This is a genomic window from Flavobacterium sp., from assembly GCF_027484705.1.
Classification (GTDB): Bacteria; Bacteroidota; Bacteroidia; order Flavobacteriales; family Flavobacteriaceae; genus Flavobacterium.
Genome location: NZ_JAIXSL010000012.1, coordinates 121,515 through 147,696, shown reverse-complemented (window position 1 = coordinate 147,696; position 26,182 = coordinate 121,515). Strand labels below are relative to the sequence as shown.

General features: G+C 42.4%; 19 protein-coding genes and 2 tRNA genes. 12 read left to right on the top strand and 9 right to left on the bottom strand.

Annotation, left to right across the window (positions count from 1 at the left end; all coding sequences use genetic code 11):
- Nucleotide 1 precedes the first annotated feature (1 nt).
- Nucleotides 2–1,273 (bottom strand): serine--tRNA ligase, encoded by a 1,272-nt coding sequence (serS, locus tag Q0058_RS07385; RefSeq protein ID WP_298222420.1) that lies wholly within the window; start codon nucleotides 1,271–1,273, stop codon nucleotides 2–4.
- 195 nt (nucleotides 1,274–1,468) lie between these two features.
- On the opposite strand from serS, the gene Q0058_RS07380 reads away from it, so the two are divergent.
- The 4 genes from Q0058_RS07380 (at nucleotide 1,469) to Q0058_RS07365 (ending at nucleotide 5,156) form a co-directional block, all read left to right on the top strand.
- Nucleotides 1,469–3,451: a M1 family aminopeptidase gene (locus Q0058_RS07380; RefSeq protein WP_298222418.1), complete on the top strand. Its 1,983-nt coding sequence runs from the start codon at nucleotides 1,469–1,471 to the stop codon at nucleotides 3,449–3,451.
- 77 nt (nucleotides 3,452–3,528) lie between these two features.
- On the top strand, nucleotides 3,529–4,875 hold the full coding sequence (gene rseP, locus Q0058_RS07375) for an RIP metalloprotease RseP (RefSeq protein WP_298222416.1): 1,347 nt from the start codon (nucleotides 3,529–3,531) through the stop codon (nucleotides 4,873–4,875).
- Nucleotides 4,876–4,960: 85 nt separating this feature from the next.
- A tRNA-Asn gene (locus Q0058_RS07370) sits at nucleotides 4,961–5,034 on the top strand.
- A 50-nt stretch (nucleotides 5,035–5,084) separates the two neighbouring features.
- Nucleotides 5,085–5,156: transfer RNA gene (locus Q0058_RS07365), tRNA-Arg, on the top strand.
- Nucleotides 5,157–5,239: 83 nt separating this feature from the next.
- On the opposite strand, the gene Q0058_RS07360 is transcribed toward Q0058_RS07365, so the two are convergent.
- The 8 genes from Q0058_RS07360 to Q0058_RS07325 all read right to left on the bottom strand — a co-directional run bounded on the left by Q0058_RS07360 (nucleotide 5,240) and on the right by Q0058_RS07325 (nucleotide 16,148).
- Nucleotides 5,240–6,475, bottom strand: a complete 1,236-nt coding sequence (locus tag Q0058_RS07360) for a M20 family metallo-hydrolase (RefSeq protein ID WP_298222414.1) — start codon at nucleotides 6,473–6,475, stop codon at nucleotides 5,240–5,242.
- Nucleotides 6,476–6,562: 87 nt separating this feature from the next.
- Nucleotides 6,563–7,831, bottom strand: coding sequence for an NAD-dependent dihydropyrimidine dehydrogenase subunit PreA (preA, locus tag Q0058_RS07355; protein WP_298222412.1), 1,269 nt, complete (start codon nucleotides 7,829–7,831; stop codon nucleotides 6,563–6,565).
- A 29-nt stretch (nucleotides 7,832–7,860) separates the two neighbouring features.
- Nucleotides 7,861–9,246 carry an NAD(P)-dependent oxidoreductase gene (locus Q0058_RS07350; protein WP_298222410.1) on the bottom strand — a complete coding sequence of 462 codons (1,386 nt, stop codon included), beginning with the start codon at nucleotides 9,244–9,246 and terminating at the stop codon, nucleotides 7,861–7,863.
- Between the two features lie 38 nt (nucleotides 9,247–9,284).
- Nucleotides 9,285–10,151 carry a nitrilase-related carbon-nitrogen hydrolase gene (locus tag Q0058_RS07345; protein WP_298222407.1) on the bottom strand — a complete coding sequence of 289 codons (867 nt, stop codon included), beginning with the start codon at nucleotides 10,149–10,151 and terminating at the stop codon, nucleotides 9,285–9,287.
- A gap of 101 nt (nucleotides 10,152–10,252) precedes the next feature.
- Nucleotides 10,253–11,635, bottom strand: coding sequence for a dihydropyrimidinase (hydA, locus tag Q0058_RS07340; RefSeq protein WP_298222405.1), 1,383 nt, complete (start codon nucleotides 11,633–11,635; stop codon nucleotides 10,253–10,255).
- Nucleotides 11,636–11,667: 32 nt separating this feature from the next.
- Nucleotides 11,668–13,125, bottom strand: a complete 1,458-nt coding sequence (locus Q0058_RS07335; RefSeq protein WP_298222403.1) for an NCS1 family nucleobase:cation symporter-1 — start codon at nucleotides 13,123–13,125, stop codon at nucleotides 11,668–11,670.
- A 78-nt stretch (nucleotides 13,126–13,203) separates the two neighbouring features.
- Nucleotides 13,204–14,559 (bottom strand): aminotransferase class III-fold pyridoxal phosphate-dependent enzyme, encoded by a 1,356-nt coding sequence (locus Q0058_RS07330; protein ID WP_298222401.1) that lies wholly within the window; start codon nucleotides 14,557–14,559, stop codon nucleotides 13,204–13,206.
- 131 nt (nucleotides 14,560–14,690) lie between these two features.
- Nucleotides 14,691–16,148 carry a CoA-acylating methylmalonate-semialdehyde dehydrogenase gene (locus Q0058_RS07325; RefSeq protein ID WP_298222399.1) on the bottom strand — a complete coding sequence of 486 codons (1,458 nt, stop codon included), beginning with the start codon at nucleotides 16,146–16,148 and terminating at the stop codon, nucleotides 14,691–14,693.
- A gap of 294 nt (nucleotides 16,149–16,442) precedes the next feature.
- Here Q0058_RS07325 and Q0058_RS07320 point away from each other — a divergent pair, with 294 nt between their 5' ends.
- The 8 genes from Q0058_RS07320 (at nucleotide 16,443) to Q0058_RS07285 (ending at nucleotide 26,171) form a co-directional block, all read left to right on the top strand.
- Nucleotides 16,443–17,861 carry a CotH kinase family protein gene (locus Q0058_RS07320; protein WP_298222397.1) on the top strand — a complete coding sequence of 473 codons (1,419 nt, stop codon included), beginning with the start codon at nucleotides 16,443–16,445 and terminating at the stop codon, nucleotides 17,859–17,861.
- 742 nt (nucleotides 17,862–18,603) lie between these two features.
- Nucleotides 18,604–18,825, top strand: coding sequence for a helix-turn-helix transcriptional regulator (locus tag Q0058_RS07315; RefSeq protein ID WP_298222395.1), 222 nt, complete (start codon nucleotides 18,604–18,606; stop codon nucleotides 18,823–18,825).
- A 2-nt stretch (nucleotides 18,826–18,827) separates the two neighbouring features.
- Nucleotides 18,828–20,063, top strand: a complete 1,236-nt coding sequence (gene dcm / locus Q0058_RS07310; RefSeq protein ID WP_298222393.1) for a DNA cytosine methyltransferase — start codon at nucleotides 18,828–18,830, stop codon at nucleotides 20,061–20,063.
- A complete protein-coding gene (locus tag Q0058_RS07305; RefSeq protein ID WP_298222391.1) occupies nucleotides 20,064–21,488 on the top strand; it encodes a MutH/Sau3AI family endonuclease in 1,425 nt (474 codons plus the stop codon).
- Nucleotides 21,489–21,661: 173 nt separating this feature from the next.
- Nucleotides 21,662–22,672, top strand: coding sequence for a sugar phosphate nucleotidyltransferase (locus tag Q0058_RS07300; protein ID WP_298222389.1), 1,011 nt, complete (start codon nucleotides 21,662–21,664; stop codon nucleotides 22,670–22,672).
- 84 nt (nucleotides 22,673–22,756) lie between these two features.
- Nucleotides 22,757–24,100 carry a tetratricopeptide repeat protein gene (locus tag Q0058_RS07295; protein ID WP_298222387.1) on the top strand — a complete coding sequence of 448 codons (1,344 nt, stop codon included), beginning with the start codon at nucleotides 22,757–22,759 and terminating at the stop codon, nucleotides 24,098–24,100.
- Nucleotides 24,100–24,885 carry a DUF4292 domain-containing protein gene (locus Q0058_RS07290; protein WP_298222385.1) on the top strand — a complete coding sequence of 262 codons (786 nt, stop codon included), beginning with the start codon at nucleotides 24,100–24,102 and terminating at the stop codon, nucleotides 24,883–24,885. Before Q0058_RS07295 ends, Q0058_RS07290 begins: the two co-directional genes overlap by 1 nt.
- A 20-nt stretch (nucleotides 24,886–24,905) precedes the next feature.
- Nucleotides 24,906–26,171: a peptidoglycan DD-metalloendopeptidase family protein gene (locus tag Q0058_RS07285; RefSeq protein WP_298222383.1), complete on the top strand. Its 1,266-nt coding sequence runs from the start codon at nucleotides 24,906–24,908 to the stop codon at nucleotides 26,169–26,171.
- Nucleotides 26,172–26,182 lie beyond the last annotated feature (11 nt).

The window sequence follows — 26,182 nt, the reverse complement described above, 5'->3', positions numbered from 1 at the left end:
TTTAATTGATGAGGTCAAAACCGGTGTAAGGCCTCAACACTTCAGGAATGACGATACCTTCGGGCGTCTGATAATTTTCGATGATTCCGGCCAAAACACGAGGCAAAGCTAACGAACTTCCATTCAAAGTATGCGCGAGTTGGTTTTTACCATTGGCATCTTTGAAACGCAATTTCAAGCGGTTCGCCTGGAACGTTTCAAAATTCGATACCGAACTGATTTCGAGCCAACGATCCTGAGCTGTTGAAAACACTTCAAAATCGTAAGTCAAAGCGGAAGTGAAACCCATATCGCCGCCACACAAACGCAAAATTCTGTAAGGCAATTTCAATTCCTGCAATAAGGTTTTGACATGTTCGACCATGCCGTCGAGCGCTTCGTAAGATTTATCGGGATGTTCGATACGTACGATTTCGACTTTGTCAAACTGGTGCAAACGGTTCAAGCCACGCACATGCGCTCCGTAAGAACCGGCTTCACGTCGGAAACAAGGTGTGTAACCCGTGCATAAAACTGGTAATTCGTTTTCGTTCAGAATCACATCGCGGAACAAATTCGTCACCGGAACTTCAGCGGTGGGAATCAGATATAAATCATCAATGCCCACGTGGTACATTTGTCCTTCTTTGTCGGGCAATTGTCCTGTTCCGTAGCCTGAAGCTTCGTTGACCAAATGTGGCACTTGGTATTCTTTGTAACCTGCTGCGGTATTTTTATCTAGGAAATAACTGATCAAAGCGCGTTGCAATCTGGCGCCTTTTCCTTTATAGACCGGAAAACCTGCGCCGGTGATTTTCACGCCAAGTTCAAAATCTACGATGTCATATTTTTTGAGCAAATCCCAATGCGGTTGCGCGCCTTCGTGAAGCACGGGAATGTCGCCTTGCTGAAAAACGGTGACGTTCTCTTCGGGCGTTTTTCCTTCAGGAACGATATCGGCAGGAAGATTTGGTAAAGTATATAATTTTTGCGTCAATTCGTGGGCGTAGGCTTCGGCTTTTTCCGCAAGTTCTTTGCTACTTTCTTTAAGAAGCACGGTTTTTTCTTTGAGGATGGCGGCTTTGGCTTTTTCGCCAGATTTCATCAATTCACCGATTGATGCTGATAATTTATTGGATTCGGACAAGGTGTTGTCGAGTTCGACTTGCGTAGCTCGGCGTTTTTCATCCAACTGGACAACTTCTTCTATAGTGGCTCTGACATCTAAATTTCTTTTAGCCAAAGCTTTGATGACTTTCTCTTGGTTTTCTCTGATAAATCCTATTTGTAACATGGTATCCTTTTTATTCGTTGGAATTTTTTCCAAATGAAGCACGCAAATTTAATCAAATGTTTTGAGCTATGGATACCAAAATGAAAAAGTTCCTTCGTTGCTGGTTAGGGTTCGCTTGCCTATTGCTGTTATTTGAGTGAAAATTAACATCGTGGATTTGAATTATTAGTTAAATTCGCAAAAAAAATTGACAAAATGAAAAGAATTTACCTAATGTTGTTACTGATTCCTTTTTTCTCAGTACTAACCCATGCGCAAAATAAAGCGCTCGAGAAGCTTGCCAATGCAGAGATGAAATCAGCTTCCAAGAGAATGAGTGTGGTGACGAATCCAGACACTTATAACTACGATGTGACGTACCATAAATTAGAATTTACGGTGGATCCTGCGGAATATAATATTTCCGGGAAAGTGACCACTACTTACACGGCATTGGAAAATATGTCTACTATCGTTTTTGACCTCAACAGCATTACCGATAATCAGGATCCTAATTTCGCCGATCAGATTGTAGTGAATTCGGTCAGAAAGAACAATGCCGATTTGGCTTTTACCCGCACCGATACCGAACTGATTATTACTTTACCAACCACACAAAACACAGGAGCTTCCGGAACTGTCGAAATCACTTATGCCGGCAAACCTGCTGGAAGCGGATTTGGGTCGTTCATCACCACCGACCACAATGGAACTCCGGTGCTTTGGACGCTATCAGAGCCTTTCGGCGCCCGCGATTGGTGGCCGTGCAAACAGGATTTGAATGATAAGGTTGATTCGATAGATGTTTATATCACCGCTCCTGAAATTTATAATGCGGTATCAAATGGTATACAGCAATCCCGAACCAACAACGGAAACGGCACCGTGACAACGCATTTCCATCACGGTTATGCGATTCCGGCTTATTTGATTTGTATGGCGGTGACCAATTACCAGATTTATAACCAACAAGGTGGGTTGGGCACGGCGCAAAGTCCGTTTTTCCCGATTGTAAATTATATGTACCCTGAAACGGCAGCTCAAAATATTGCGAGTGTCGCTCCCACTCCCGACATCATTAATTTTTATGAATCGGTGTTTGTACCTTATCCTTTCAGAAACGAAAAATATGGTCATTGTCAATTTGACTGGGGTGGCGGCATGGAACATACGACTGTTTCGTTTATGACTGCCGATCAAGACGGTGCATATTCCAGAGAACTTATCGCGCATGAAATGGGCCATCAGTGGTTTGGCGATAAAGTAACTTGCGGCTCATGGAAAGACATCTGGCTCAATGAAGGATTTGCAACTTACCTGGCTTCAATGGTCATACAGCACTTTGATGGTGAAGCTGCGTTTATTGCAGACAAAAGCAACATGATCAGTTTAATCACTTCGGGTCAAACCCTTAATAGTCCTCTTTATATGAGCGATGACGAAGCCTTGGATGTGGGTAGAATATTCGATTTCAGGCTGACCTATAATAAAGGCGCCATGGTTTTAAACATGTTGCGTTTCAAATTGGGCGACACCAATTTTTTTCAAGGCCTCAGAAATTATCTCAATGACCCTGCTCTGGCTTATGGTTATGCGCATACACCTGATTTACAAGCCCACCTTGAAGCCGCCTCCGGAATCAGTTTAACTGAGTTTTTTAATGATTGGGTGTATGGAACGGGATATCCGATTTACACCATCACTTCACATAATATCTCTGCGACCCAAACCCGTATTACAGTCAACCAATCGCAATCTTTTGGCGCTACAGTAAGTTTCTTCGAAATGCCCGTGCCTGTTCGTTTAACCGGAAGTGGTGGGCAATTCCAGGATTATGTTTTAGACAACACCACCAACGGACAGCAATTTATTGTGAATGTACCGTTTACTGCTACCGGAGTAACTTTCAACATCAAGAAAGATATTATTTCGAAAAACAGTACCGCTACTTTAAGCAATGCTGGTTTCGAATTGGACAGCGCTGTTAGTATTTATCCAAATCCGACTGCATCCCTATTAAATATTGAAATGCCTGAAGCGATGACCCTAAAAAGCGCGGCTATTTATAATGCGCTAGGGCAAAAGGTAGGCGAATATCAAACGAGAAATATTCCGGTAAGTGTGCTGTCTGATGGTATGTACACCATCGAATTGCTTACTTCCGAAGGACGTCTTCATAAAAAATTCATAAAAAAATAACCCAAAAAAACATATCTGCCAAAGAGTAAGGTGAAAACCTTACTTTTGTGCGTTCAAAAAGAACCGAAATTTACATTATGGAAATCGTTATCAAGCTATCTCAATTTTTATTGAGCTTATCCTTACTCATTATACTTCACGAACTTGGGCATTTCATCCCGGCCAAACTTTTTAAAACCAGGGTTGAAAAATTCTATCTTTTCTTCGACATCAAATATTCTTTGCTGAAAAAGAAAATCGGTGAAACCGAATACGGCATCGGCTGGCTGCCTTTGGGTGGCTATGTAAAAATCTCGGGAATGATCGACGAAAGTATGGACAAGGAGCAAATGAAACTTCCGCCGCAACCTTGGGAGTTCCGTTCGAAACCGGCTTGGCAACGTCTGATCATCATGTTGGGAGGCGTAACGGTTAATTTTATTTTGGCTTTTGTCATCTACATCGGCATGACTTTCTTCTATGGCGACCTTTACCTGAACAACAGCGAGTTGAAAGACGGAATTGCCGTCACTTCCGAAGTAGGCGAACATATGGGTTTTAAAACCGGCGATAAAATCCTTGAGATCGATGATGAAAAAGTATCCAAATTCAACGATGTTCCCAATAAAATTCTTTTTGCCAAAACGGTTTTGGTCGAACGCAATGGCGCACAACAAAAAATCAACTTACCGGTTGATCTCATCGACAAACTGCTCAAAGGCGAGAAAAGACCTTTCATAGATTGGAGAGAACCTTTTATGGTAGGCAAAGTCGCTGAGGATTCTTCGGCGAACAATAAAGTCCTGAAACCGAAAGACATCATCAAATCCTTGAACGGGATTCCAACACAATATGCCGATCAGGTCGTTGAAATCGCCAAACAAAACAAAGACAAAAAGCTTGATGCGGTTGTATTGCGCGATGAAAAAGAAGTTCCCGTAAGCCTTTACATCAACAAAGAAGGAAAATTAGGGGTTTTCGCGGCTTCATTAGGTGTTAAAAGCCTTGAGAAATTGGGATTATACCATTTCAGCAAACAGCAATATGGCTTCTTTGAATCGTTTCCGGTTGGGATTGAAAAAGGGAAAAACCAACTCGCGGGTTATGGAAAACAGCTTAAAGCGATTTTCACACCGAGTACGGGTGCTTATAAAGGCGTCGGCGGTTTTAAGGCGATTTTCGATATTTTCCCAAAAACCTGGAGCTGGGAAGTATTCTGGAACATCACCGCTTTACTTTCGATCATGCTTGGTGTAATGAATTTATTGCCCATTCCGGCACTCGATGGCGGCCATGTGATGTTTTTAATTTACGAAATGATTACCGGAAAAAAACCTAGCGATAAGTTTATGGAAAATGCTCAAATGGTTGGTTTCGTATTACTTATTGGCTTGCTTTTGTTTGCCAATGGAAACGATATTTATAAAGCCATTTTCCACAAATAATATTTTTTTGAAATTTTACGTTATTTTGTTTGTGTAAAATAATTTTCGTACTATATTTGCACCGCTTTAAAAGTGAAATACACTTTCCTTCTTAGCTCAGTTGGTTAGAGCATCTGACTGTTAATCAGAGGGTCCTTGGTTCGAGCCCAAGAGAGGGAGCAAAAGCAGAAAGGCTGTCAGAAATGACAGCCTTTTTTTATTTATACAAAGGCCTCGTAGTTCAACGGATAGAATAGAAGTTTCCTAAACTTTAGATCCAAGTTCGATTCTTGGCGAGGCCACTGAGATTTACGGAAGAACAAAAACAACAAAGCCACTTTTCAAGTGGCTTATTTTATAGATATTGATGATGTTTCGAAATCCTTTACTTCTTCAAAATATCACGCACAGTTCCCAGCATTACGTTGGCCCCAAGCGCAAGGTCTTCATAAGACGAATACTCTAAAGGATTGTGGCTGATGCCGTCTTTACAGCGCACGAAAATCATTCCGTAGTCACAAGCATACGATAACGCCAAAGCGTCGTGGAAAGGACCGCTCATGAGTTCAGGCGCGTCGAGGTTTAAGGCTTCACATTGTCCGTGGATGATTTCTTTAATCCAATCGGCGCAATACCGCGGATCGCTTTTGGTATCTTCTGAAATGGAATACGTGAGTTGGTGCTTTTTTGTAATCGATTCGATGCAGTCGCGCAGTTGTTTTTCGTAACGGTTTCTACGTTGTAGATCGATGTCGCGTAGGTCTACGGTGAAAATCACTTCTTCAGGAATGATATTCCTTGAGGCCGGAAACACCTGAATCGTTCCAACGGTTCCGACTGTTGGAGCACCCGGAATTTGCGTCGCAATATCATTTACCGCAACAATAATTTCCGCAGCACCCATCAAGGCGTCTTTACGGATTGGCATTGGAACCGAACCGGTATGCCCCGCCATGCCTTTGAGTTTGACTGTCCACCAAAGCGGGCCGGAGATTCCGGAAACAACGCCGATAGGTTTGTGTGCTAAGTCTAAAACCGGACCTTGCTCAATATGCAGTTCGAGGAAACAGAAAATGCTTCCTTCTTTGTATTCAGATTCCTTGAATTTCGAGACATCGCAACCAAAATCTTTTAAAGCTTGTTCGCGCGTGATACCATCCTTATCGGCACGTTGGAGTTCTCCTTCTTCGAGTTTTCCTAAAATGCCTCTCGATCCAAAAAGTCCTTTGTTGAAACGCCAGCCTTCTTCGTCAGCGAATGAAATCACTTCAATCGGTCTTTCGGGTTGGATGCCGTTTTCGGTTAAAGTGGTCACGACTTCAATCGCGCAAAGCACTCCGGCGACGCCATCGAATCGTCCGCCGTAAGGTTGGGAATCGAGGTGTGAGCCCATCATCAGGCAAGGCAGGTTTGGATTTTTGCCTTCGAGACGTCCGATAAGGTTTCCGAAATTATCGATTCGGGTTTTCATTCCGGCTTCCTGCATCCACGAAGCGGCGATTTCGAATCCTTGTTTTTCTAGTTCGGTATGCGCTGGACGGCAAGTTCCGGTTGCTCCGATTTTGCCGATGAGACTCATGGCTTCGAAATGCTGTTGGAGACGAGAAGAATTAATTTTCATTTTATGTTGAATTTTGAATGCTGAATGTTGAATGAAAAAACGTTCTCTCATTCAACATTCAACATTTAACATTTAAAATATTTTTTTTTAATGATCATTCAAAGGCATTCCCTTCGCTTGCCAGTCTTTCCAGTTGACGTATTCGGGAGCGACGCGGTGTTCTTCCATCGTGATGCAACCATCGACCGGACAAACCAATTTGCACAAATTACAGCCGACACATTCTTCTTCTTTGATGGTGTAATTGTTGTATGGATGGCCGCGCTCAACGTTGATCGACTGGTGCGAGGTATCTTCACAAGCGATGAAACACAAACCGCAATGGATGCATTTCTCCTGATCGATGTTCGCGATGTGGTGGTAATTGATGTCGAGGTCTTCCCAATGCGTGATTTTCTCTACCGACTTTCCGATGAAGTCGGTCGTTTTCTCGAAGCCTTTTTCGTCCATCCAGTTGTTGAGGCCTTCGCACATGTCTTCTACGATGCGGAATCCGTGGTTCATCGCTGCGGTGCAAACCTGTACGGAAGTGGCGCCTAAGAGCATAAATTCAACAGCATCTTTCCAAGTGCTGACGCCGCCGATTCCAGAAATCGGAACACGTGAAGTGATTGGATCTTGTGCTACGGTGGTCAACATTTTCAAGGCGATTGGTTTGACTGCCGGTCCGCAATAGCCGCCAAAAACACTTTTCCCTGCAACGTAAGGATTGGGAACTAAAGTATCTAAATCAACACCGGTCACACTTTGAATGGTATTGATTAAACTCAATGCGTTGGTTCCGCCTTCTACAGCACCACGTGCCGTTGGAACTACCGAGTGAACGTTCGGTGTAAGTTTCGTGATGACTGGAATTGTGGCTTTTTCCATAACCCATTCTACAACCATTTTGGCGATTTCGGGATCTTGCCCAACGGCGGCGCCCATGCCTCTTTCGGTCATTCCGTGAGGGCAGCCGAAATTGAGTTCGAAGCCCATCGCACCGGCATCTTCGCATTTCATGATAAGTTCGTGCCAAGCCGTGCGATTGTTATCGGCCATGAGGGAAACAATCATCGCGCGGTCGGGAAACATTTTGACGACTTCGGTGATTTCGCGTAAGTTGATTTCTAGCGGTCGGTCGCTGATGAGTTCGATGTTGTTGAAACCCATCATGCGTTTGCCTCCGTAATTCACGGAAGAGTAGCGCGAAGACACATTTTTGACTTGCGAGCCTAAAGTTTTCCAGACTACGCCGCCCCAGCCTGCTTCGAAAGCGCGGACGACGTTGATTTTTTTATCGGTCGGTGGCGCACTGGCCAGCCAGAAAGGATTCGGCGATTTGATTCCTAGGAAATCTATTGATATATCTGCCATGTTTTTTTATTTAAATGAATAAATGCTGATTAGTTGTTGAATTTTGGTTTCAACTCTGATTCGATGGTATAATCCGGGCTGATAATGACTTTCAAAATCGCGGCGGCTCCGTCTTTTCCGGCTTGTACGGCATCGACGACTTCGCGGCCTCCGTTGACACAATCGCCTCCGGCAAAAACATTGTTTAAGCTCGCTTTCGATTTGCCTTGTACAGCAATTTTTCCGTTGCTGTTTTGAAGATTTTCCGTATTGACCAATTCCGAAAATGGCATTTGCCCCGCGGCTTTAATGACCATATCGACATCGAGCGTGAACGTTTCTCCGGTTGCTATTGGGCTTCTTCTGCCGCTTGCGTCGGGTTCGCCTAGTTTCATGACATCACAAACCAGTTGTTTTACATTTTCGCCGTCGCCCAAAACTTCTTTAGGAGCAGCCAGCCAGATGATATTGCAACCATCGAGTTTGGCGATGTTGAGTTCTTTTTCGGTGCAAGGCATTTCGTCTTGGGTTCTTCTGTAAATCAAGTGCACTTCGCTTGCTCCTAATCTTTTGGCTTGGGTGGCAGCATCAATTGCGGTCATTCCCATTCCGATTACTGCTACTTTATCGCCGACGGCAATTTTGGAATATTCGTTGTTTCGCAAGTCATAGATAAATTTGATGGCATCGACTACGCCGAATAAATCTTCACCCGGAATATCGAGTTGTCTTGCCAGACCAACACCAAATGCGAGATAGACTGCATCGTAATTGCGTTGTAGTTCTTCAATCGTGATATCGCGTCCTAATTCGTGGTTGTATTTGATTGAAATACCACCAATCGAAGTAATATAATTGACTTCATCCTCACAGAATTCCGGCGTCACTTTATAAGCGGCAATCCCGTAAGTCATGAGCCCTCCGCCTTTGGCTTCTTTTTCATAAATCGTGACTTCAACACCTTCTCTACTTAAGGTATGTGCGCAACTCAAACCTGCTGGGCCTGCGCCGATAATAGCGACACGTTTCCCTGTCGAGGGTTTGCGTTCGAACAATTGCCATTGGTTTGCCATCGCTTTTTCGGTTGAATAGCGTTGGAGTTTCGCAATATGAATTGGCGTTTCATCCATTAAATTATAGACACAGGCACCTTCACACAATTTCTCGACCGGACAGACTTTGCTGCATCCGGCGCCCATAATGTTCGAGGAGAAAATCGTGTGCGCGGAACCTTTAATATTATCGGTAGTGATTTGTCTGATGAATTTCGGCACGTTGATCGACGTCGGGCACGATTTCATACACGGCGGATCGTAACAGAACAAGCAACGGTTGGCTTCGGTGAGCGCGGCATCGGCCGTTTCGAATGGCGGGTGAATGTCGGCGAAGTTTTCGTTGTATTCGGTGGTGGTTAATCGGTTATTTTTGATACTCATATTTAATATTTTGAATTGTAAATTTTAAATTTTGAATGTTAGGGTGCTACGATTTCGTTGTAGGTTTCCGGACGGCGGTCGCGGTAGAACTGCCATTTGCCACGGATTTGTTCGATTAAATCCAAATCGAATTCGGCGACCAGCAATTCGTCTTTGTCTTCAGAAGCACAAGCAATAATTTGTCCGAGCGGATTGACGAAATAAGACGTTCCGTAAAAACGTCCGAGATTCCAAGGTTTTTCTTCGCCAACGCGGTTGATGCAACCCATGAAATAACCATTGGCCACCGCATGCGCCGGTTGTTCAAGTTTCCATAAATATTGCGATTGCCCAACAGTCGTTGCCGATGGATTGTAGACGATTTCAGCGCCGTTCAATCCTAGACATCTTGCACCGTCTGGAAAGTGTCGGTCGTAACAAATGTAAACCCCGACTTTGGCGTATTTCGTTTGAAAAACCGGATAACCTAAATTGCCCGGCTTGAAGAAATATTTTTCCCAAAATCCTCCGGTTTGCGGAATATGGTTTTTGCGGTATTTGCCGAGGTAAGTTCCGTCAGCATCGATTACCGCAGCCGTGTTGTAATAAACACCAGCCTGTTCTTTTTCATAGACAGGAACGATGATCACCATGTTGTATTTTTTAGCATAAACCTGCATGCGCTCCGTGGTTGGGCCGGGAACTGTTTCCGCCGATGCATACCAAGCACCGTCTTGCCCCGGACAGAAATACGGTGTATTAAAGATTTCCTGAAAGCACAGAATTTGCACGCCTTGTCTTCCGGCTTCTTCGATGTAGGGAATGTGTTTGTCTTCCATCGCCTTCATGATCTCGGGGATGGTGCCGTCGCCTTCGGTTTTGGCGAGACTTAACTGAATAAGTCCTGATTTTATGATTCTTGCCATGTTTGTTATTTTGAATTTTGAATTATAAATTTTGAATGATTCGTGAATGTTCCGCAGGCGCTTCATTCAAAATTCAAAATTTAGAATTCATCATAATTTTTTTAAATTTTTCCTGCTACTTTATTTCTTTTGACAAATTGCCCGTAACCTTTGCTTACTTTACATTCGTTGTTGTCAATGACGACTTGGCCGCGCAATAAAACGGTTTTGACTTTTCCTTTGACTTCCCAACCTTCGTAACCGCTATAATCCACATTCATATGGTGTGTTTTGGCTGAAAGTGTATGTGTTTCATTCGGATCGAAAATGACGATATCGGCATCGCTTTCTATTGCAATTGTTCCTTTTTTGGGAAACATTCCGAAGATCTTGGCGGCGTTCGTCGAAGCAACTTCTACATATTTGTTTAAGGTGATTCTTCCTTTGTTGACACCTTCGCTGAACAATAATTCCATACGGTTTTCAATCGCCGGATGGCCGTTCGGAATTTTAGAGAAATCGTCTTTGCCCATGAGTTTTTGCTCCCACATGAACGGGCAGTGATCGGTCGCCACGACATTCACCAAACCTTGATTCAATCCTGCCCAAAGCGTTTCTTGGTCTTTCTTTTCACGCAACGGCGGCGACATAACCCATTTGGCACCTTCAAAATTTTGTTCGTATAAAGACGCATCCAAAATCAAATATTGGATGCAAGTTTCTACAAATACATGTTGGTTTCTTCTGGTTGCGAATCGAACCGCGTTGAGTGCGCCTTCACAAGTAAGGTGCACAATATATCCCGGGCAACCTGTGTAATCCGCCAAATCAGCGAATCGGCTGCTGGCTTCGGCTTCCGTCACTTCCGGTTGCGATAGATAATGGTATAAAGGGGAAAGTTTCCCTTCAGATTTGTGTTTGGCAATTAAAAAATCAATCATGTCGCCGTTGGTTGCGTGCACGTTGATCAAACCGCCGTGTTTTTTTACTTCTTGCATCAAACCAACCATTTGACGGTCATCAATCATCAAGGCGCCTTTATAAGCCATGAAGGTTTTGAATGACGTGATGCCTTCAACTTCTATAAAATGCTGGATTTCTTTTTTGGTGTCTTCATTGAAATCAGTCACCGCCATGTGGAAACTGTAATCGCCAACCGCGTTATTATCGCTTCGACCTTTCCATTCCTGTAATGCGGATTGTAAGCTTTTGCCTTGGGTTTGCAGGATGAAATCAATGACTGTAGTCGTCCCTCCAAATAAAGCGGCGCGTGTTCCGGTTTCGTAGTTGTCGCTGCTGTAGGTTCCCATGAATGGCATGTCGAGGTGCACGTGTGGATCGATTCCGCCGGGCATCACGAGTTTTCCTTTCGCATCGATTTCCTGATCGGCCTTAATGTTTAAGTTTGCTCCAATCGCTTTAATAATTTCTCCTTCAATGTAAACATCAGCCACATAATCGTCTGTTGCTGTGATTACCCTTCCGTTTTTGATTAAAATGCTCATTTTTTATTTTATTAGGCGCTTAGATTCTAAGCTCAATTTGTTTTATTTTTCATTGCAATCCAATATACCAGTCCGCTGATGCCGAAGCCTACGAACCAGGCGTAACTGTATAAACCGGTTACCCATTGAGGGCACAAATCGGTCGAAATCACTTTGATGGTCATTAAAAATCCCGGAACGTTGGGTAAAATTCCGAGTATCAATGCCAGAAGCGCATAGCTATTGAAGCCTTTATTAAAACTGTAAATGCCTTTACTGTCATATAAATCTTCGAGAATCAAAGTTTGTTTTCGGATGAAATAATAATCGACGATCATAATCCCGCCGACGGGTCCGAGCAAACTCGAATAACCGACGAGCCATGTGAAAATATAACCGGTCGGATCGGCAATCAGTTTCCATGGGAAGATTAGAATTCCTATAATTCCTGTAATGTATCCACCTTTTCTAAAGTCGATTTTTGAAGGTGCGAAATGCGCGAAATCATTTGCCGGACTTACGATATTAGCCGCAATATTAGTCGCCAATGTCGAAATCGCTACGGCAATCATCGCCGCACTGACCAACAATTTACTGTCGAACTTTCCGGCCAAAACCACCGGATCCCAAATCGTCGTTCCGAAAACAATGGTGGTTGCCGAAGTCACGACTACGCCTACAAAAGCGAATAGCGTCATCGAAGTCGGCAAACCGTATATCTGCCCTTTGATTTGTGCTTTTTGCGAAGTCGCATATCTGGTAAAATCAGGAATGTTCAACGATAAAGTCGCCCAAAACCCAACCATTCCCGTCAATGCAGGAAAGAAAAAATGGAAGAAATCCGACGTGTTTGTGAACTTTGACGGCGTGGACAATATGGGTCCTAAACCATGCGCGGCCACCAATGCCCAAGCTAATAAAGCAAGCGCCGCAACAGGTAAAAATATCGCCTTGAATACCAATAATTTTCGGATGCTCTCAACGCCCAAATACACGACATACATATTGATTAGCCAGAACGCCAAAAAGCAAATCGCCGGTCCGGTCTGCAAACCCCAAGAATCCGGGAAAATTTGCGGTAGGGTTTCCAATGAAGGAATCCACAAACGCATCATCTGATAAATCGCGAAACCGCCAATCCAGGTCTGGATGCCGAACCAACCGCAGGCTACAATCGCACGCAGTAAAGCCGGAATGTTCGCGCCTTTGGTTCCGAAACTCGCTCTGGCAAAAACCGGAAACGGAATACCGTATTTTGCTCCCGCATGTCCGTTGAGGATCATTGGAATCAGTACGATGGTATTTCCTAAAAAGATTGTGAGAATCGCCTGCCACCAATTCATCCCGCCTTCTATGAGTGAACTCGACAGCATATAAGTCGGAATGCAAAGGCTCATGCTGATCCAGAGTGCCGCGTAATTCCAGGTCGTCCAGCTGCGGTTTTGAGCCGTAGCGGGAGCCAGGTCTTCGCTATACAAAGCGGAATCTGAATGGATGCTTTTGTTTGTCAATGTCTGCTTATTTTTTACCACATAGAAACATAGATTTCCGGATAATAAGAAATCTATGTTTCTATGTGGTGAATAATTTTATGAGATTAATGCTGCGTCTGAAATTTTTAAAGCTTCGCTGATAATCGCCAAGCCTTCATCGATTTGAGCTTCCGTGACACATAACGGCGGAGCGATAAAGATATAACCCCAACGCACAAACGTATACAATCCTAATTCGCGGACTTTGGCCGCAATCTGGTTGGTCACTTTTAAATCATCACCGGCAGCGTTGTAAGGCGCTATAAGTTCACCTGTAGTTTTATTTTTCAAAACGTCGAGGCAACCTAAAAGACCAGTATTTCTGAAAGGTCCCATACTTGGATGTTGTGCTCTCATGGCTTCGATTCTTGATTCGAGGTAAGCCCCCATGGCGCGGGTATTTTCAATCAAGCGGTCGCTTTCGTAAATATTAATTACCGCCAAAGCCGCAGCCAAAGCTACCGGATGCCCGTTGTAAGTAAGTCCGATCATCATCGGCGTATTTTCATATTTTTCTGCAATCTTATCAGAAACCATTAAGCAACCTAGCGGCAAATAAGAAGCCGTCAATCCTTTGGCCATACAAATCATATCTGGAATAATGTCGTGGTTTTCGAAACCAAACCATTTTCCGGTGCGCCCGAAACCGCTCATGACTTCATCGGCAACGAATAAGATTCCGTATTTTTCACATAAGGCTTTGACGCCTTTGAGATAACCTTTCGGGTAATGCAGGCAACCTGAAGAGCCGCTTTCGCCTTCGAAAATAAAAGCAGCGATGTTCGTTTTTCCTTCTAAGTGAATGACACGTTCTACGTATTCTAAACTTAAACTTAGTTTCGTTGCGTCGTCCAAATCTTTCATGCCGAAGAAATAGTACGGATCGTCGAGATGCACTGCGTTGGGCATTTGTTGCGAATCGTTAGCGAGTTTTCTTGGGTCACCGCCGACGGTCATACCGCCAATGGAACCGCCGTGAAACGCGCGATAACGACCGATGATTTTATGTCTTCCTGTATATAATCTTGCAAGCTTAATCGCATTATCGATGGATGATGTTCCGCATAAAGTGTAGAATGCTTTGTTCAAATCGCCCGGGCAGATTTCCGCAAGTTTGCGTGATAATTTTGCGCGTACTTCCGTGGTGCAAGAGGGCGTCACGAAACTGACTTTTTCCATTTGCTCTACGACAGCTGCCGTAACGCGTTGGTCGCCGTGGCCGATGTTTACTGACATTAGTCCTGAAGAGAAGTCGATGATGCGGTTGCCGCCGTATTCGTATAGGTAAACGCCTTCCGCACGTTCAATAGCTATTGGGTTGACACTCGCTTGTGCCGACCACGAGAATAAACTGAATTCCTTGCTGTCTTTGATGATTTCCTCTTTCGTCATTGTTTGTTCTTTCGTAATCATTTCTATTTTTAATTTTTAAAATGTGTTTTCTATTTACCGGAATGTCCTAGCCCCGATTGCAGCGGTTATCCTTTTGTGCCGGCGTTCGGCGCAAAAGATAGTAGCGTAAAGCGGGATCAGCTCCTAAACATTTAGCTCATCCAGTTCACACCGGCTTCCGCATTCCACTTGATGGTTGATTTTTTGAGTTTGGTCCAGAATTCTATCGAACTTTTTCCTGTGATGTCGCCCACGCCGAATTTGCTCTCGTTCCAGCCGCCGAAACTGAACGGCTCGCGTGGTACGGGAACACCGACGTTGACGCCGATCATACCTGCGCTGGCTTTGTCGATGATGTAACGCGCCATGCCTCCGTTTTGCGTGAAGACGCTTGCGGCATTTCCGTATGGGTTGGCGTTTTCGATCGCTAAGGCTTCGTCAACCGTGTTGGTTCTCATGATGGAGATTACGGGTCCGAAAATTTCTTCGGTAGCCACGCTCATATTTGGGGTGACATAATCGATGACGGTTGGGCCTACGTAGGTTCCGTTTTCTTTTCCGGCTACTTTGGCGTTGCGTCCGTCGACTAATATTTTGGCACCATCTATTTCGGCTTGGGTGATGTAACTTTCAATACGATCCTGTGATTCTTTATTGATGACCGCCCCTAAGTTTTCGCCCGGAATGATTTTTCTGGCTTCATCGCAAATCTTAGCGACAATGTGATCGATGTTTCCGACGCCGACCATCGCCGAAGCTGCCATACAACGTTGTCCTGCGCAACCGGACATTGAAGCGGCTACGTTCTGGGCTGTCATTTCTGGAATCGCATCAGGCAATACCATCAGGTGATTTTTGGCACCGCCTAAAGACAAACATCTTTTGTAATTGCTGGTCGCTCTTTGGTAGACGATTTTTGCCACTTTGGTTGAACCAACGAATGAAACGGCTTCGATATTAGGATGGTCGCAGATGGCGTTGACGATTTCTACATCGCCATGGACTACGTTGAACACACCGTCAGGCAATCCGGCTTCTTTTAATAATTCGGCTAATTTGCCACAGCTCAAAGGCACTTTTTCAGAAGGCTTGATGATCATGCAGTTTCCTAAAGCAATCGCGTTTGGAATCGTCCAGTTCGGTACCATTGATGGGAAATTGAACGGTACGATTGAAGCTACTACGCCCAGTGGCACGTGCTCGGTTCTGCATTCAACGCCTTTGCTGACTTCGAGCAATTCGCCTTGTACCAATTGCGGTAACGAAGTGGCGAATTCTGTCAATTCGATACATTTTTCTATTTCGGCTACCGATTCTCCGTAGGTTTTTCCGTTTTCTTCGCTGCACAATTCGGCGAGTTCTTTAAGGTGTTTTTCGAGGAGAAATTTATACCTGAAGAACACTTGAACTCTTTCTTTGATGGGGGTTTTACTCCATCCCGGAAACGCGGCCTGAGCGGCTTTTACGGCATCGTCTAAATCTTTGCTGGCTGACATTGGGACTGTTGAAAGCAGGTTGCCGTCTAAAGGCGAAACGACGTTCATGGTTTTGGAACCTGAAGCGGGAACAAACTTCCCGTTGATGTAATTCTGAATAGCTGGGTATTTCATTATGGTTTATGATTTTTGTACAAATAATTAATAAAAATAATAACAATTTATTAATATACAAGTAAGCAAAGTGAATAATTGACAATATTAACACCCATGGTTTTTAGATTGGGATGAATCCTTAAATTATTATTGCGTTATTATTTTAAAAATGAACCCTTTAAGAAAAAGTTCTCAGTGTAAAGCCCATAAAATTATTATTAAAATAAAAATTGCCCCCGCATCAGGCATTGAAAACAATGGCTTCAAATAATATAGTACCTTTGGTAGCTTTTGCTATGAAAAACCATTTTGATGAAAAAAATATTCCTGATATTTCCACTGCTACTCCTATTTTATTGCGGCAACCCGGATGACGCGCTGAGCACCGATTCAGACGCCAATCGTCCTTCGACGCCAGTAGCAGAAACCGATATTTTCAACCTCAAGCAGCTGCCAACGATTACGATTGAAGTTTCGCTGGCACAATGGAACAAACTGCTCGAAAACTATGACCTCAATCCTGCCAACGACAAAAGAGTGGTGTCGAAATTTACGTTTGTCACCAAAGGCAATACCGTAGTACTCGATAGTGTCGGTTTGCGTCTCAAAGGCAATACGAGCCGAAGACGTCCCGAAGGCGATGTTGGCCAAGTGCACAGCGCCACGAGTCCGGATTGGCACCACAGCCATTTTGGGTTCGACTTTTCCAAATACCGCGACGCACAACGTTTTATGGGGCTTGACAAACTCAACATCAAATGGTTCAAGGACGATGCGACTTACATCCGTGAAATATACTGTTACGATCTTTTCCGCCGTTTCGGATGCTGGATGGCGCCCAAAGCTTCTTATTGCCGCGTGACGATCAAAGTGCAGGGCGATGCGACTCCGGCTTATTTCGGCGTGTACGCGATGATTGAAAACATCGACGAGATTTACATCCAAAAAAACGCGTCAAAATGGGGCAACGGAACAGGTTTTCTCTGGAAAGGCGGCTGGAGCGGTTCGAACAACGCCAACTTTGTATCGACGGCGAGCATAGGCGTAGAAAATGTAGACATCAACCCGGCGCTTTCGACCTATTTCGCTTACGACCTCAAAACGCGTAAGGACGAACTTCCGGCGGCGAAAGTGGAATTGCTGCAATTCATCTCCGACCTCAACACCAAAACCGGCGCAGCGTTCCAAACCTGGATCGAACAGCGCATGGACGTGCCGCTGTTTCTAAGAACTTATGCGACCAATGTCATGGTAGGCATGTGGGACGATTATTGGGCAAACGGCAATAATTTTTATTTCTATTTTGCACCGAACGGCAAAGCCTATTTCATTCCGTATGATTACGACAATACTTTGGGGACTTCGCAGATTATGGCAAACTCGGGCACGCAAAACCCACTGACTTGGGGCAATATGACCCAAAGGCCTCTGATTACCAAAATACTGGCGATTCCGCAATACCAAACGATGTATAAAAATTTCATTACTGAACTCGCCAACCCTAATAACGATTATTTTCATGCGAGCAAAAGCATTCCGCGGATTCAGGCTTGGCAGAATAAGATTTATCCTTATGTCACGAATGCGACCGGCGAGGATATGGTGATTGAGGATAAGCCTGCGCCTTGGGGGAATCAGCCGAATTATCGGGTTTTGACTGGAAATGCTTTGGGAGGGAATAGTGGGCCTGGGAATTATTTTAGTAGTAAAAAGGCGAATATTCCTTGGTGATTTTATAGCGTTTCTTTCTTTTGCCTTGATGCAAATCGACGCAGGAGATTCAGCGAACACCTCTGACAAATATTGTTTAGTGAGCTAAAAGAAACAAAAGATCAAGTCTTTATATTTTCGCCTAAATCATCCCAATCCGGCCACCGCGCCACCTGGCTCCTTCGCTAAAAATGTCCACTGGACATTTTCTTAACGCTCGGCCCTCTATCGCAACCACAGCCGTTCGTGCCTCACTCCGTGATTGCTCCTAAAGCCTACGCGCAAAATGCATTGCGTGATTTACGACGAAGAAAATAATAAGACGGGTTTGCGTAGAGTTGGGCGTTTTGTTCTTTAAGGACGTTTGGAGCGTGAGGTTAAGTTTCGGATAGAATTGTATGCCGAAGTTTGTTGCAATTTTTAGCGGTCGTAAAATTTTGCAACACTTTTTGTTGCAATTTTTTTGAGTGACGAATTTTTGCAACAAGTTTTGTGGCAAATTTTGAAATGAAAAATTTTTGACACACTTTTTGTGACAATTTTTTTATATGAAAAATTTTTGTCACAGATTGTGTGATAATTTTTGAGAGGGGAAAAATTTGACACAGGTTTCTGGAATAATATCCTAAATAAATTTATAATTTGATGTAAACCTCGGCGTTATTGCCGGGGTTTTTTCATGGATAAGATTGTTCAAAACATAATTTTTGTGCATACGATTGTATGCGGGTCAATTGTCCGCATCAATTTAATTTTAAACGCTATGGATATTAAAGAAAAATTCGGGAATAAAGTCAAAAATCTCAGAGAGGAAAAAGGATTTTCCATTGAGTATCTGGCGAATATTTCTAATGTGGATCGGAATTATATTTCTGATATAGAAAAGGGGAAAAGAAACATTTCAATAGTAATTGCAGAGAAAATTATAAATGCCTTAGACACTGATTTGACAACTTTTTTCAGTGATAAAAATTTTAAAAAATGAAGATGAAAGAGAAACTAAAAGTAGTGGAACTATTTGCTGGAGTTGGAGGTTTTAGATTAGGATTAGAAAAATACAATAATTACAAAGTGGTTTGGAGCAATCAATGGGAACCCTCTACTAAAACCCAACATGCTTCAATGGTTTATGAAAATCGTTTTGGAAAAGAAAACCATTCAAACCAAGATATTGCTCAAGTTCCTATTTCAGAAATTCCAGACCATGATATTCTTGTGGGAGGATTTCCTTGTCAAGATTATTCTGTCGCCACGTCTTCAAATAATTCAAAAGGACTTATTGGAAAGAAAGGTGTTTTATGGTGGTCAATACATAAAATATTAACCGAAAAAAAGAACAAACCAAAATACCTTTTTTTGGAAAATGTAGACCGTTTGTTGAAATCGCCTTCAAAACAACGTGGTAGAGATTTCGCCGTTATGCTTAAAAGTCTGGACGATATAGGTTATGCTGTTGAATGGAGAATAATTAATGCCGCTGAATATGGAATGCCTCAAAGAAGAAGAAGGGTATTCTTTTTAGGTTATCACAAATCAACTGATTTGTATAAAGCAATTAAAAAATCTGACAAATTAGATTGGTTAATAAATACCGGAACTATTGCCGAAGGCTTTCCTGTTGTGAATGAAAAAAAAGGCGGAATAGATTATTTTAACCTTGAAGGAGATCTAGTAGAAATTACAGAAAACTTTAATAAAACTCAAAAACTCTCCCCTTTTTTAAATACCGGATTGTTAATTGACGGAGAAGTATTTACCACTAAAACGTCTCCAAATTATGACGGAAAAAGAATAATTCTCAAAGATATACTTCAAAATGGAGAAGTAACCGATGACTTCTTCATAGATGAAAAAGAATTGCCAAAATGGGAATATTTAAAAGGTTCAAAAAAAGAAGTCCGTAAAACTGCTGATGATTATGAGTACAATTATAGCGAAGGTGCAATGATATTCCCTGATGCGCTTGACAATGCTTCAAGAACAATAATAACCGGAGAAGGCGGCAAATCACCATCTCGATTCAAACATGTTATAAAAACAAATAAAGGATTAAGAAGACTTACGCCTGTTGAGTTGGAAAGATTAAACATGTTCCCAGATAACCACACACAACTTGAAGGTATTCCCGACACTAAAAGAGCATTTTTTATGGGTAACGCTTTAGTTGTTGGAATAATTGAAAAAATCGGAGCGGAATTATTTTCTAAAATAAACCAGAAATAAATGAATAATTCTTCCTTGCCATACGACGATAGCAATATTAAATCAATTGTTGATTACGCAAACTTATTGCTAAACAAATCGTTGTCTGATGTTTTACCCAAGGAACTAGATTCTGAATTTAAAGGAAAAGGTGGATTTGGTCAAAAAGTAGAAAAACTATATTTTAAGTACGAGCCAAATTCGAAGCCAGAGCCAGATTTTTACAAAGTTGGTGTTGAATTAAAGACCTCTCCTATAAAGAAAATTAAAAAAGGTTATGTTTCTAAGGAAAGACTTGTTTTTAATATTATTGATTTTGAAACTGAGCATAAAGAAAAATTTTCCACGAGTAGTTTTTGGAAAAAAAATCAACTTTTATTACTACTGTTTTATCTTCATGAAAACGATAAATTAGATTTTGATTATATTTTTAAAATAGTCAGGCTTTGGCAATTCCCTTCAACAGATTTAAAAATAATTAAAGACGATTGGGAATTAATTGTCTCTAAAATAAAGCAAGGTAAAGCTCATGAAATTTCAGAAGGAGATACTGTATATCTTGGAGCTTGCACTAAAGGAGCTAATAATTTGTCTCTTCGCAGTCAGCCTTTTTCAGAAATAATGGCTATGCAGCGAGCCTTTTCTTTAAAATCAAAATACCTTAATTTTATCATTGAAAAAGGTCTAAAAAACGAAGTGGTAGCTGTTGATTATAAAGAATATGATATTATTCTAAACAATAACAATACTGTCGAAGAACCTCTTGCAGCATACAAAAGACTTAACTTAGACGATTTAGAACCTATTGTAAAGTCAGTTTCAGAATATGAAGCTGGGGAAACATTTGAACAATTAGTAATTAAAAAATTCAACCCTTTCATTGGATTAACGGAAAGTGAAATAATCAAAAAAATCAATTTCACCGAAACCAAAGCAAAAAATAAAATAAACATTCTTTGCAAAGCTATTCTAGGTGTCACTAATAAAAAAATCGAAGAGTTTGAAAAAGCTGATATTTTAATGAAAACCATTAAATTGGAAAAATCAGGATCTTTAAAAGAGAGTATGTCTTTTGGTCAAATTCAATACAAAGAAATTGTCAATGAAGATTGGGATCAATCTTATTGGTTTGATACCATCTCAAAAAGATTCTTTTTTGTTGTGTTTCAAAAAAATGATTCCAAACAACTTGTATTAAAAAAGGTGTTGTTTTGGACGATGCCTAATAAAGATATCGAAATTGCTAAAGAGTTTTGGTTAGATACTAAAAAGAAAATCAAATCAAATGATTTTGAACATTTCATTAAAATTTCTGATAAGAAAATTTGTCATGTGAGACCAAAAGGAAAAAATAGTCGAGATATGATGGAAACCATAACTGGTTCAGAAGAAAAGAAAAAATGTTATTGGATTAATTCTAATTACATTAAAAGCGTAATTAATTAAAACTTCTTGGATTCAAAATCCGAACATCACTTGCACTAGAGCGAACGATTCTCAAATTCAAGTGCTGTACACAAACTCCTCCCCAAAAACAGTTAATAACCCACTAAAAACAAATTAAAAACTTTATACAGTTTCCCAAAAACTTTGCGAACTTTGGCGCAAAATCTAGACACATGAAAATAATCGTACCCATGGCCGGCCGCGGCTCGAGATTAAGACCCCACACGCTTACTGTCCCGAAACCTTTGATTCCGATTGCAGGAAAACCGATCGTGCACCGATTGGTAGAAGACATCGCGGGCGTCATCCACCAGGACATTGAAGAAATTGCGTTCATCATCCATAAAGACTTTGGCACTGCCGTCGAGAAAGACCTCATCGCCATCGCCGAAAAACTCGGTTCTAAAGGAACCATCTATTACCAAAACGAAGCCCTTGGCACTGCGCATGCGATCATGTGCGCCAAGGATTCTATGACCGGACCGATTGTCGTGGCTTATGCCGATACTTTGTTCCGCGCTGATTTTACCCTAGACACTTCCGCAGACAGCGTGATTTGGGTGAAGCAAGTTGAGGACCCAAGCGCTTTCGGCGTCGTGCAGCTCAATGACAACAACCAGATTGTTGATTTCGTGGAGAAACCCAAAGATTTCGTTTCAGACTTGGCGATCATCGGGATTTATTATTTCAAATCCGGTGAGGCTTTGCGCGCTGAATTGCAATATTTACTCGACAACAATGTCGTGAAAGGCGGCGAATACCAACTTACTGACGGACTGGAGAACATGAAAGTCAAAGGCCTCAAATTCGTTCCCGGCAAAGTCGATGAATGGATGGATTGCGGCAATAAAAACGTCACGGTCGAAACCAATTCGAGAATGCTGGATTTCCTGCATCAGGACGGCGAGAACTTGGTGCATCCTTCGGTGAAAATCGAAAATTCCACGATCATTGCACCTTGCTTTATCGGCGAAGATGTCATCTTGATCAATGCCACAGTCGGCCCGAATGTTTCGCTCGGGAAAGCTTGTCATGTGAGCGATACGCAAATCAAAAACAGTTTGGTGCAAACCCATTCGCACATCAGAAACGCCAATCTGGATAATGCGATGATTGGCAGCCACGCGACTTTCGACGGGAAATTTACGAGCATCAGCATCGGCGATTATTCGGTTTTAGAATAATAAAACACGACCCAAACGCGCTTTAGGATTTTCTTTGCAAATCCGAGCGGCATCTTTGTGTACATTGCGGTTAAATAATCAACAGTGAGAAAAACAGCCTTCATACTTCTTTTTGCCGGAATCTTTTTTCCACAGCTGCTGCGTGCGCAGGACGAACCTGATGCCATTGGTTTGGCGGATGATCAGTTTCAGAATGCGTTCTATGACGCTTTGTTGCAGAAAGGCATCGAGAATTACGATAAAGCAATTACGGCGCTCGAAAAGTGCAAGAAACTCCAGCCCGAGAATGCTGTGGTTTATTTTGAGATGGGCAAAAGTTACCTGCCGCAAAAGAAATACAAAGACGCCTACGATTCGTTTGAGAAAGCCACACAAATCAACCCGAAAAACATGTGGTTTTGGGTCGGGATGTACGACGTTTGTTATGAAACCAAAGATTATACGCAGGCCATTGTGATTGTCAACAAGCTCATCGAGTTCAAAAAAGAGTACAAGGAAGATTTGGTTTCGCTGTATATGAATACGCAGCAATTCGACAAAGCTTTGGATTTGATTAATCAATTGAATTCGACCGTAGGCAAAACCGAACTGCGCGAAAATTACAAACGTGAAATCTTAAATCAGGCGAAATACCAGACTTCTGAAAAAGACAATCTGTTGGCCCAGATTAAAAAATACCCAAAAGAAGAATCGAATTATATCGCACTGATTTTCCTGTATTCGGAAAGCAATCAGGAAGAAAAAGCGATGGAAATCGCCAAACAACTCGAAACGGAAATCCCGACTTCGGATTGGGCGCAGGTGAGTTTGTTTAAATTCCACCTCAACAATAATGATGGTCCGAATGCCGTGATTTCGATGAACAAAGTGCTCGAAAGCCGCAAGATCGACGACAAAATCAAACACAGAATGCTCAACGAATTCCTGATTTTTGTGAAAGACAAACCTGAATTCGATAAAGATTTAGAGAAAGCCATCTCGTATTTTGATGCCGACAAAGATGTTCAGGTCGCTAAGGAAATCGGCAAATTCTACCACAATAAAAAAGACTGGACGCGCGCGGTAAAATATTACGAGTTGCACCTCAAAAGCCATTCGGACGATATAGAAACCGGATTGCTTTTGTTACAGGCTTATACGGAACTGCAACAATTTGACGTTGTATCGAAAAAGGCGACTGCGTTCATCGATTTGTATCCGTCGCAGCCGCAGTTGTATTATTATGTCGGTTTGGCCAACAACCAGTTGAAAAATTATAAGAAAGCCAAAGAATTTTTAGAAATGGGATTGGATTATCTGGTGGATGACGTGGCACTTGAAATCAATTTCAACATCCAGCTTGGCGAGGCTTCGGCAGGTTTGGGCGATATGAAGAAGAAGGAAAGTTATTTTATGAAAGCCGATCAACTGTTAAAACGAAAAAAATAATGCGTCGATATTTAAGCTTGTTGTTTACCGTTTTTTTTGTGGCGCTGACGTTGCTCTCGTGCAAATCGAAGGCGGTTGTCGTCAAGGAAGGCAAAGCGAAAGGCGTACTTTCTTCAGACACGATTGTCAAAAAGCATTACGGTAACCGAAAAGATTTCTCGACACTGTACATCAAATCGAGTGCGCATTATGAAGATCCGAACCAAAGCCAGAACGTCACCGCAGAAATCAAGATCAAAAAGAACGAAATGATTTTGGTCAGCGTCCGTTTCTTAGGAATCACGATGGCCAAAGCACTGATTACGCCGAATGAAGTGAAATATTACGAGAAAATCAACGGCCAATATTTTGAAGGCGATTATTCGTTGCTGAGCCGTTGGTTGGGCACCGATTTGGATTTCAACAAAGTGCAGAATCTGTTGCTCGGACAGGCGCTCGATGATTTGACGAAAGGAAATTACAAGCCGTCGATTGAAGACAATTTATACAAACTTGTCGATGCAAATAACACCGGAACTTCAAAAACATTTTATTTTGAGTCGGGAAATTTCTTAATCAAGAAAGAGCAGATTGCCCAACCCGCGAAGGAACGTTCGGTGCAGATTGTGTATCCGAATTACGGCTATTACAACCAAATGGCGCTGCCTGCCGGAATGGTGATTGATGCCGAGCAACCCAAAGGAAAAGTCAATATCTCGATTGAATATAATGCGGTTTCAATTGATGAGGATTTGTCTTTTCCGTATAGTGTTCCCGAAGGATATGAAAGAATTTTTATTCATTAGCTTTGCCTAAACTTAATATTATGTCAAAACGCATACTTAGCCTTTTATTGCTGTTGGTGACTTCCTTGATGTGGAGCCAGCCGACAAGCCAGCAGGAAAAACTGGAGCAACGCAAAGCCCAGATCCTGCGTGAAATTCAGGAGAAGCAAAACCAGTTGGAGAGCGTACAATCGAAAGAAAAAACGGTGGTCAAGGCGCTTAAAATCCAGACTGAAAAAATCCAACTCAAACAAAAACTCATCAATACGACCGAGAAGCAAACCAAGTTGCTCAACAATGATATGTACATCAACCAGATCAACATCAACCGTCTTAAAAAAGAATTGGTGTTGCTCAAGGAAGATTATGCCGAGATGATTCTGAAATCTTACAAAAGCCGTTCGGAGCAAAGCCGCGCGATGTTTTTGTTGTCTTCGCAAAACTTCCTTCAGGCCTACAAACGCGCGCAATACATGAAGCAATACGCGAGTTACAGAAAAACGCAAGGCGAGGAAATTCAGGAGAAATCACAGGAACTCGAAAATTTCAACCAGAAAATCGGCGTCCAGAAAACCGAAAAGCAAAAGCTCATCGAAGAAAATGAGAAGGAACGCATCGCTTTAGAAAAAGAAAAGCTCGTGCAACAGGAACTCGCACAATCAATCAAAAAAGACAAAAAACAGATTGTAGCCGAAATCAAGAAAAAACAACAGGAAACGCGCAACATCGACAACCAAATCCAGAAATTGCTGAAAGCCGCAATTGCCGCCGCGAACAAGAAAACGGCCGCTGCTGTAGCCAAAGCGAGCCCGAAAACAACGACTGCCGCCGAAACTAAAGCTACCGAAACCTCGACCAAAATCGTCTTGACTTCAGAAGGGCAATTGATTGCTAATAATTTCAGGGCTAACAAAGGAAAATTGCCGTGGCCTGTAGAAAAAGGATTTGTTTCTTTAGGTTATGGCGACCAACCGCATCCGGTTTATAAGACGTTGATTGTGCACAACAGTGGCGTTGAAATTACGACCGATCAAGGTGCTTCTGCCCGAGCCGTTTTTGGTGGTGAAGTGATCAGCGTCATGGTGCTTTCGCCGGTCAACAAAGCCGTGATGATTCAGCATGGGGATTATTTTACGGTCTATCAAAACCTCAGCAGCGTGAGTGTGAGCAAAGGCGACAAAGTATCCACCAAGCAAACCATCGGCCGCATCAGAACCAATGGTGACAGTGGTAAAACCGTATTAAAATTTACAATTTCTCAAAATACAACTTACAGCAATCCGGCAACCTGGTTGTTTAATATGTAATTTCAATAGCT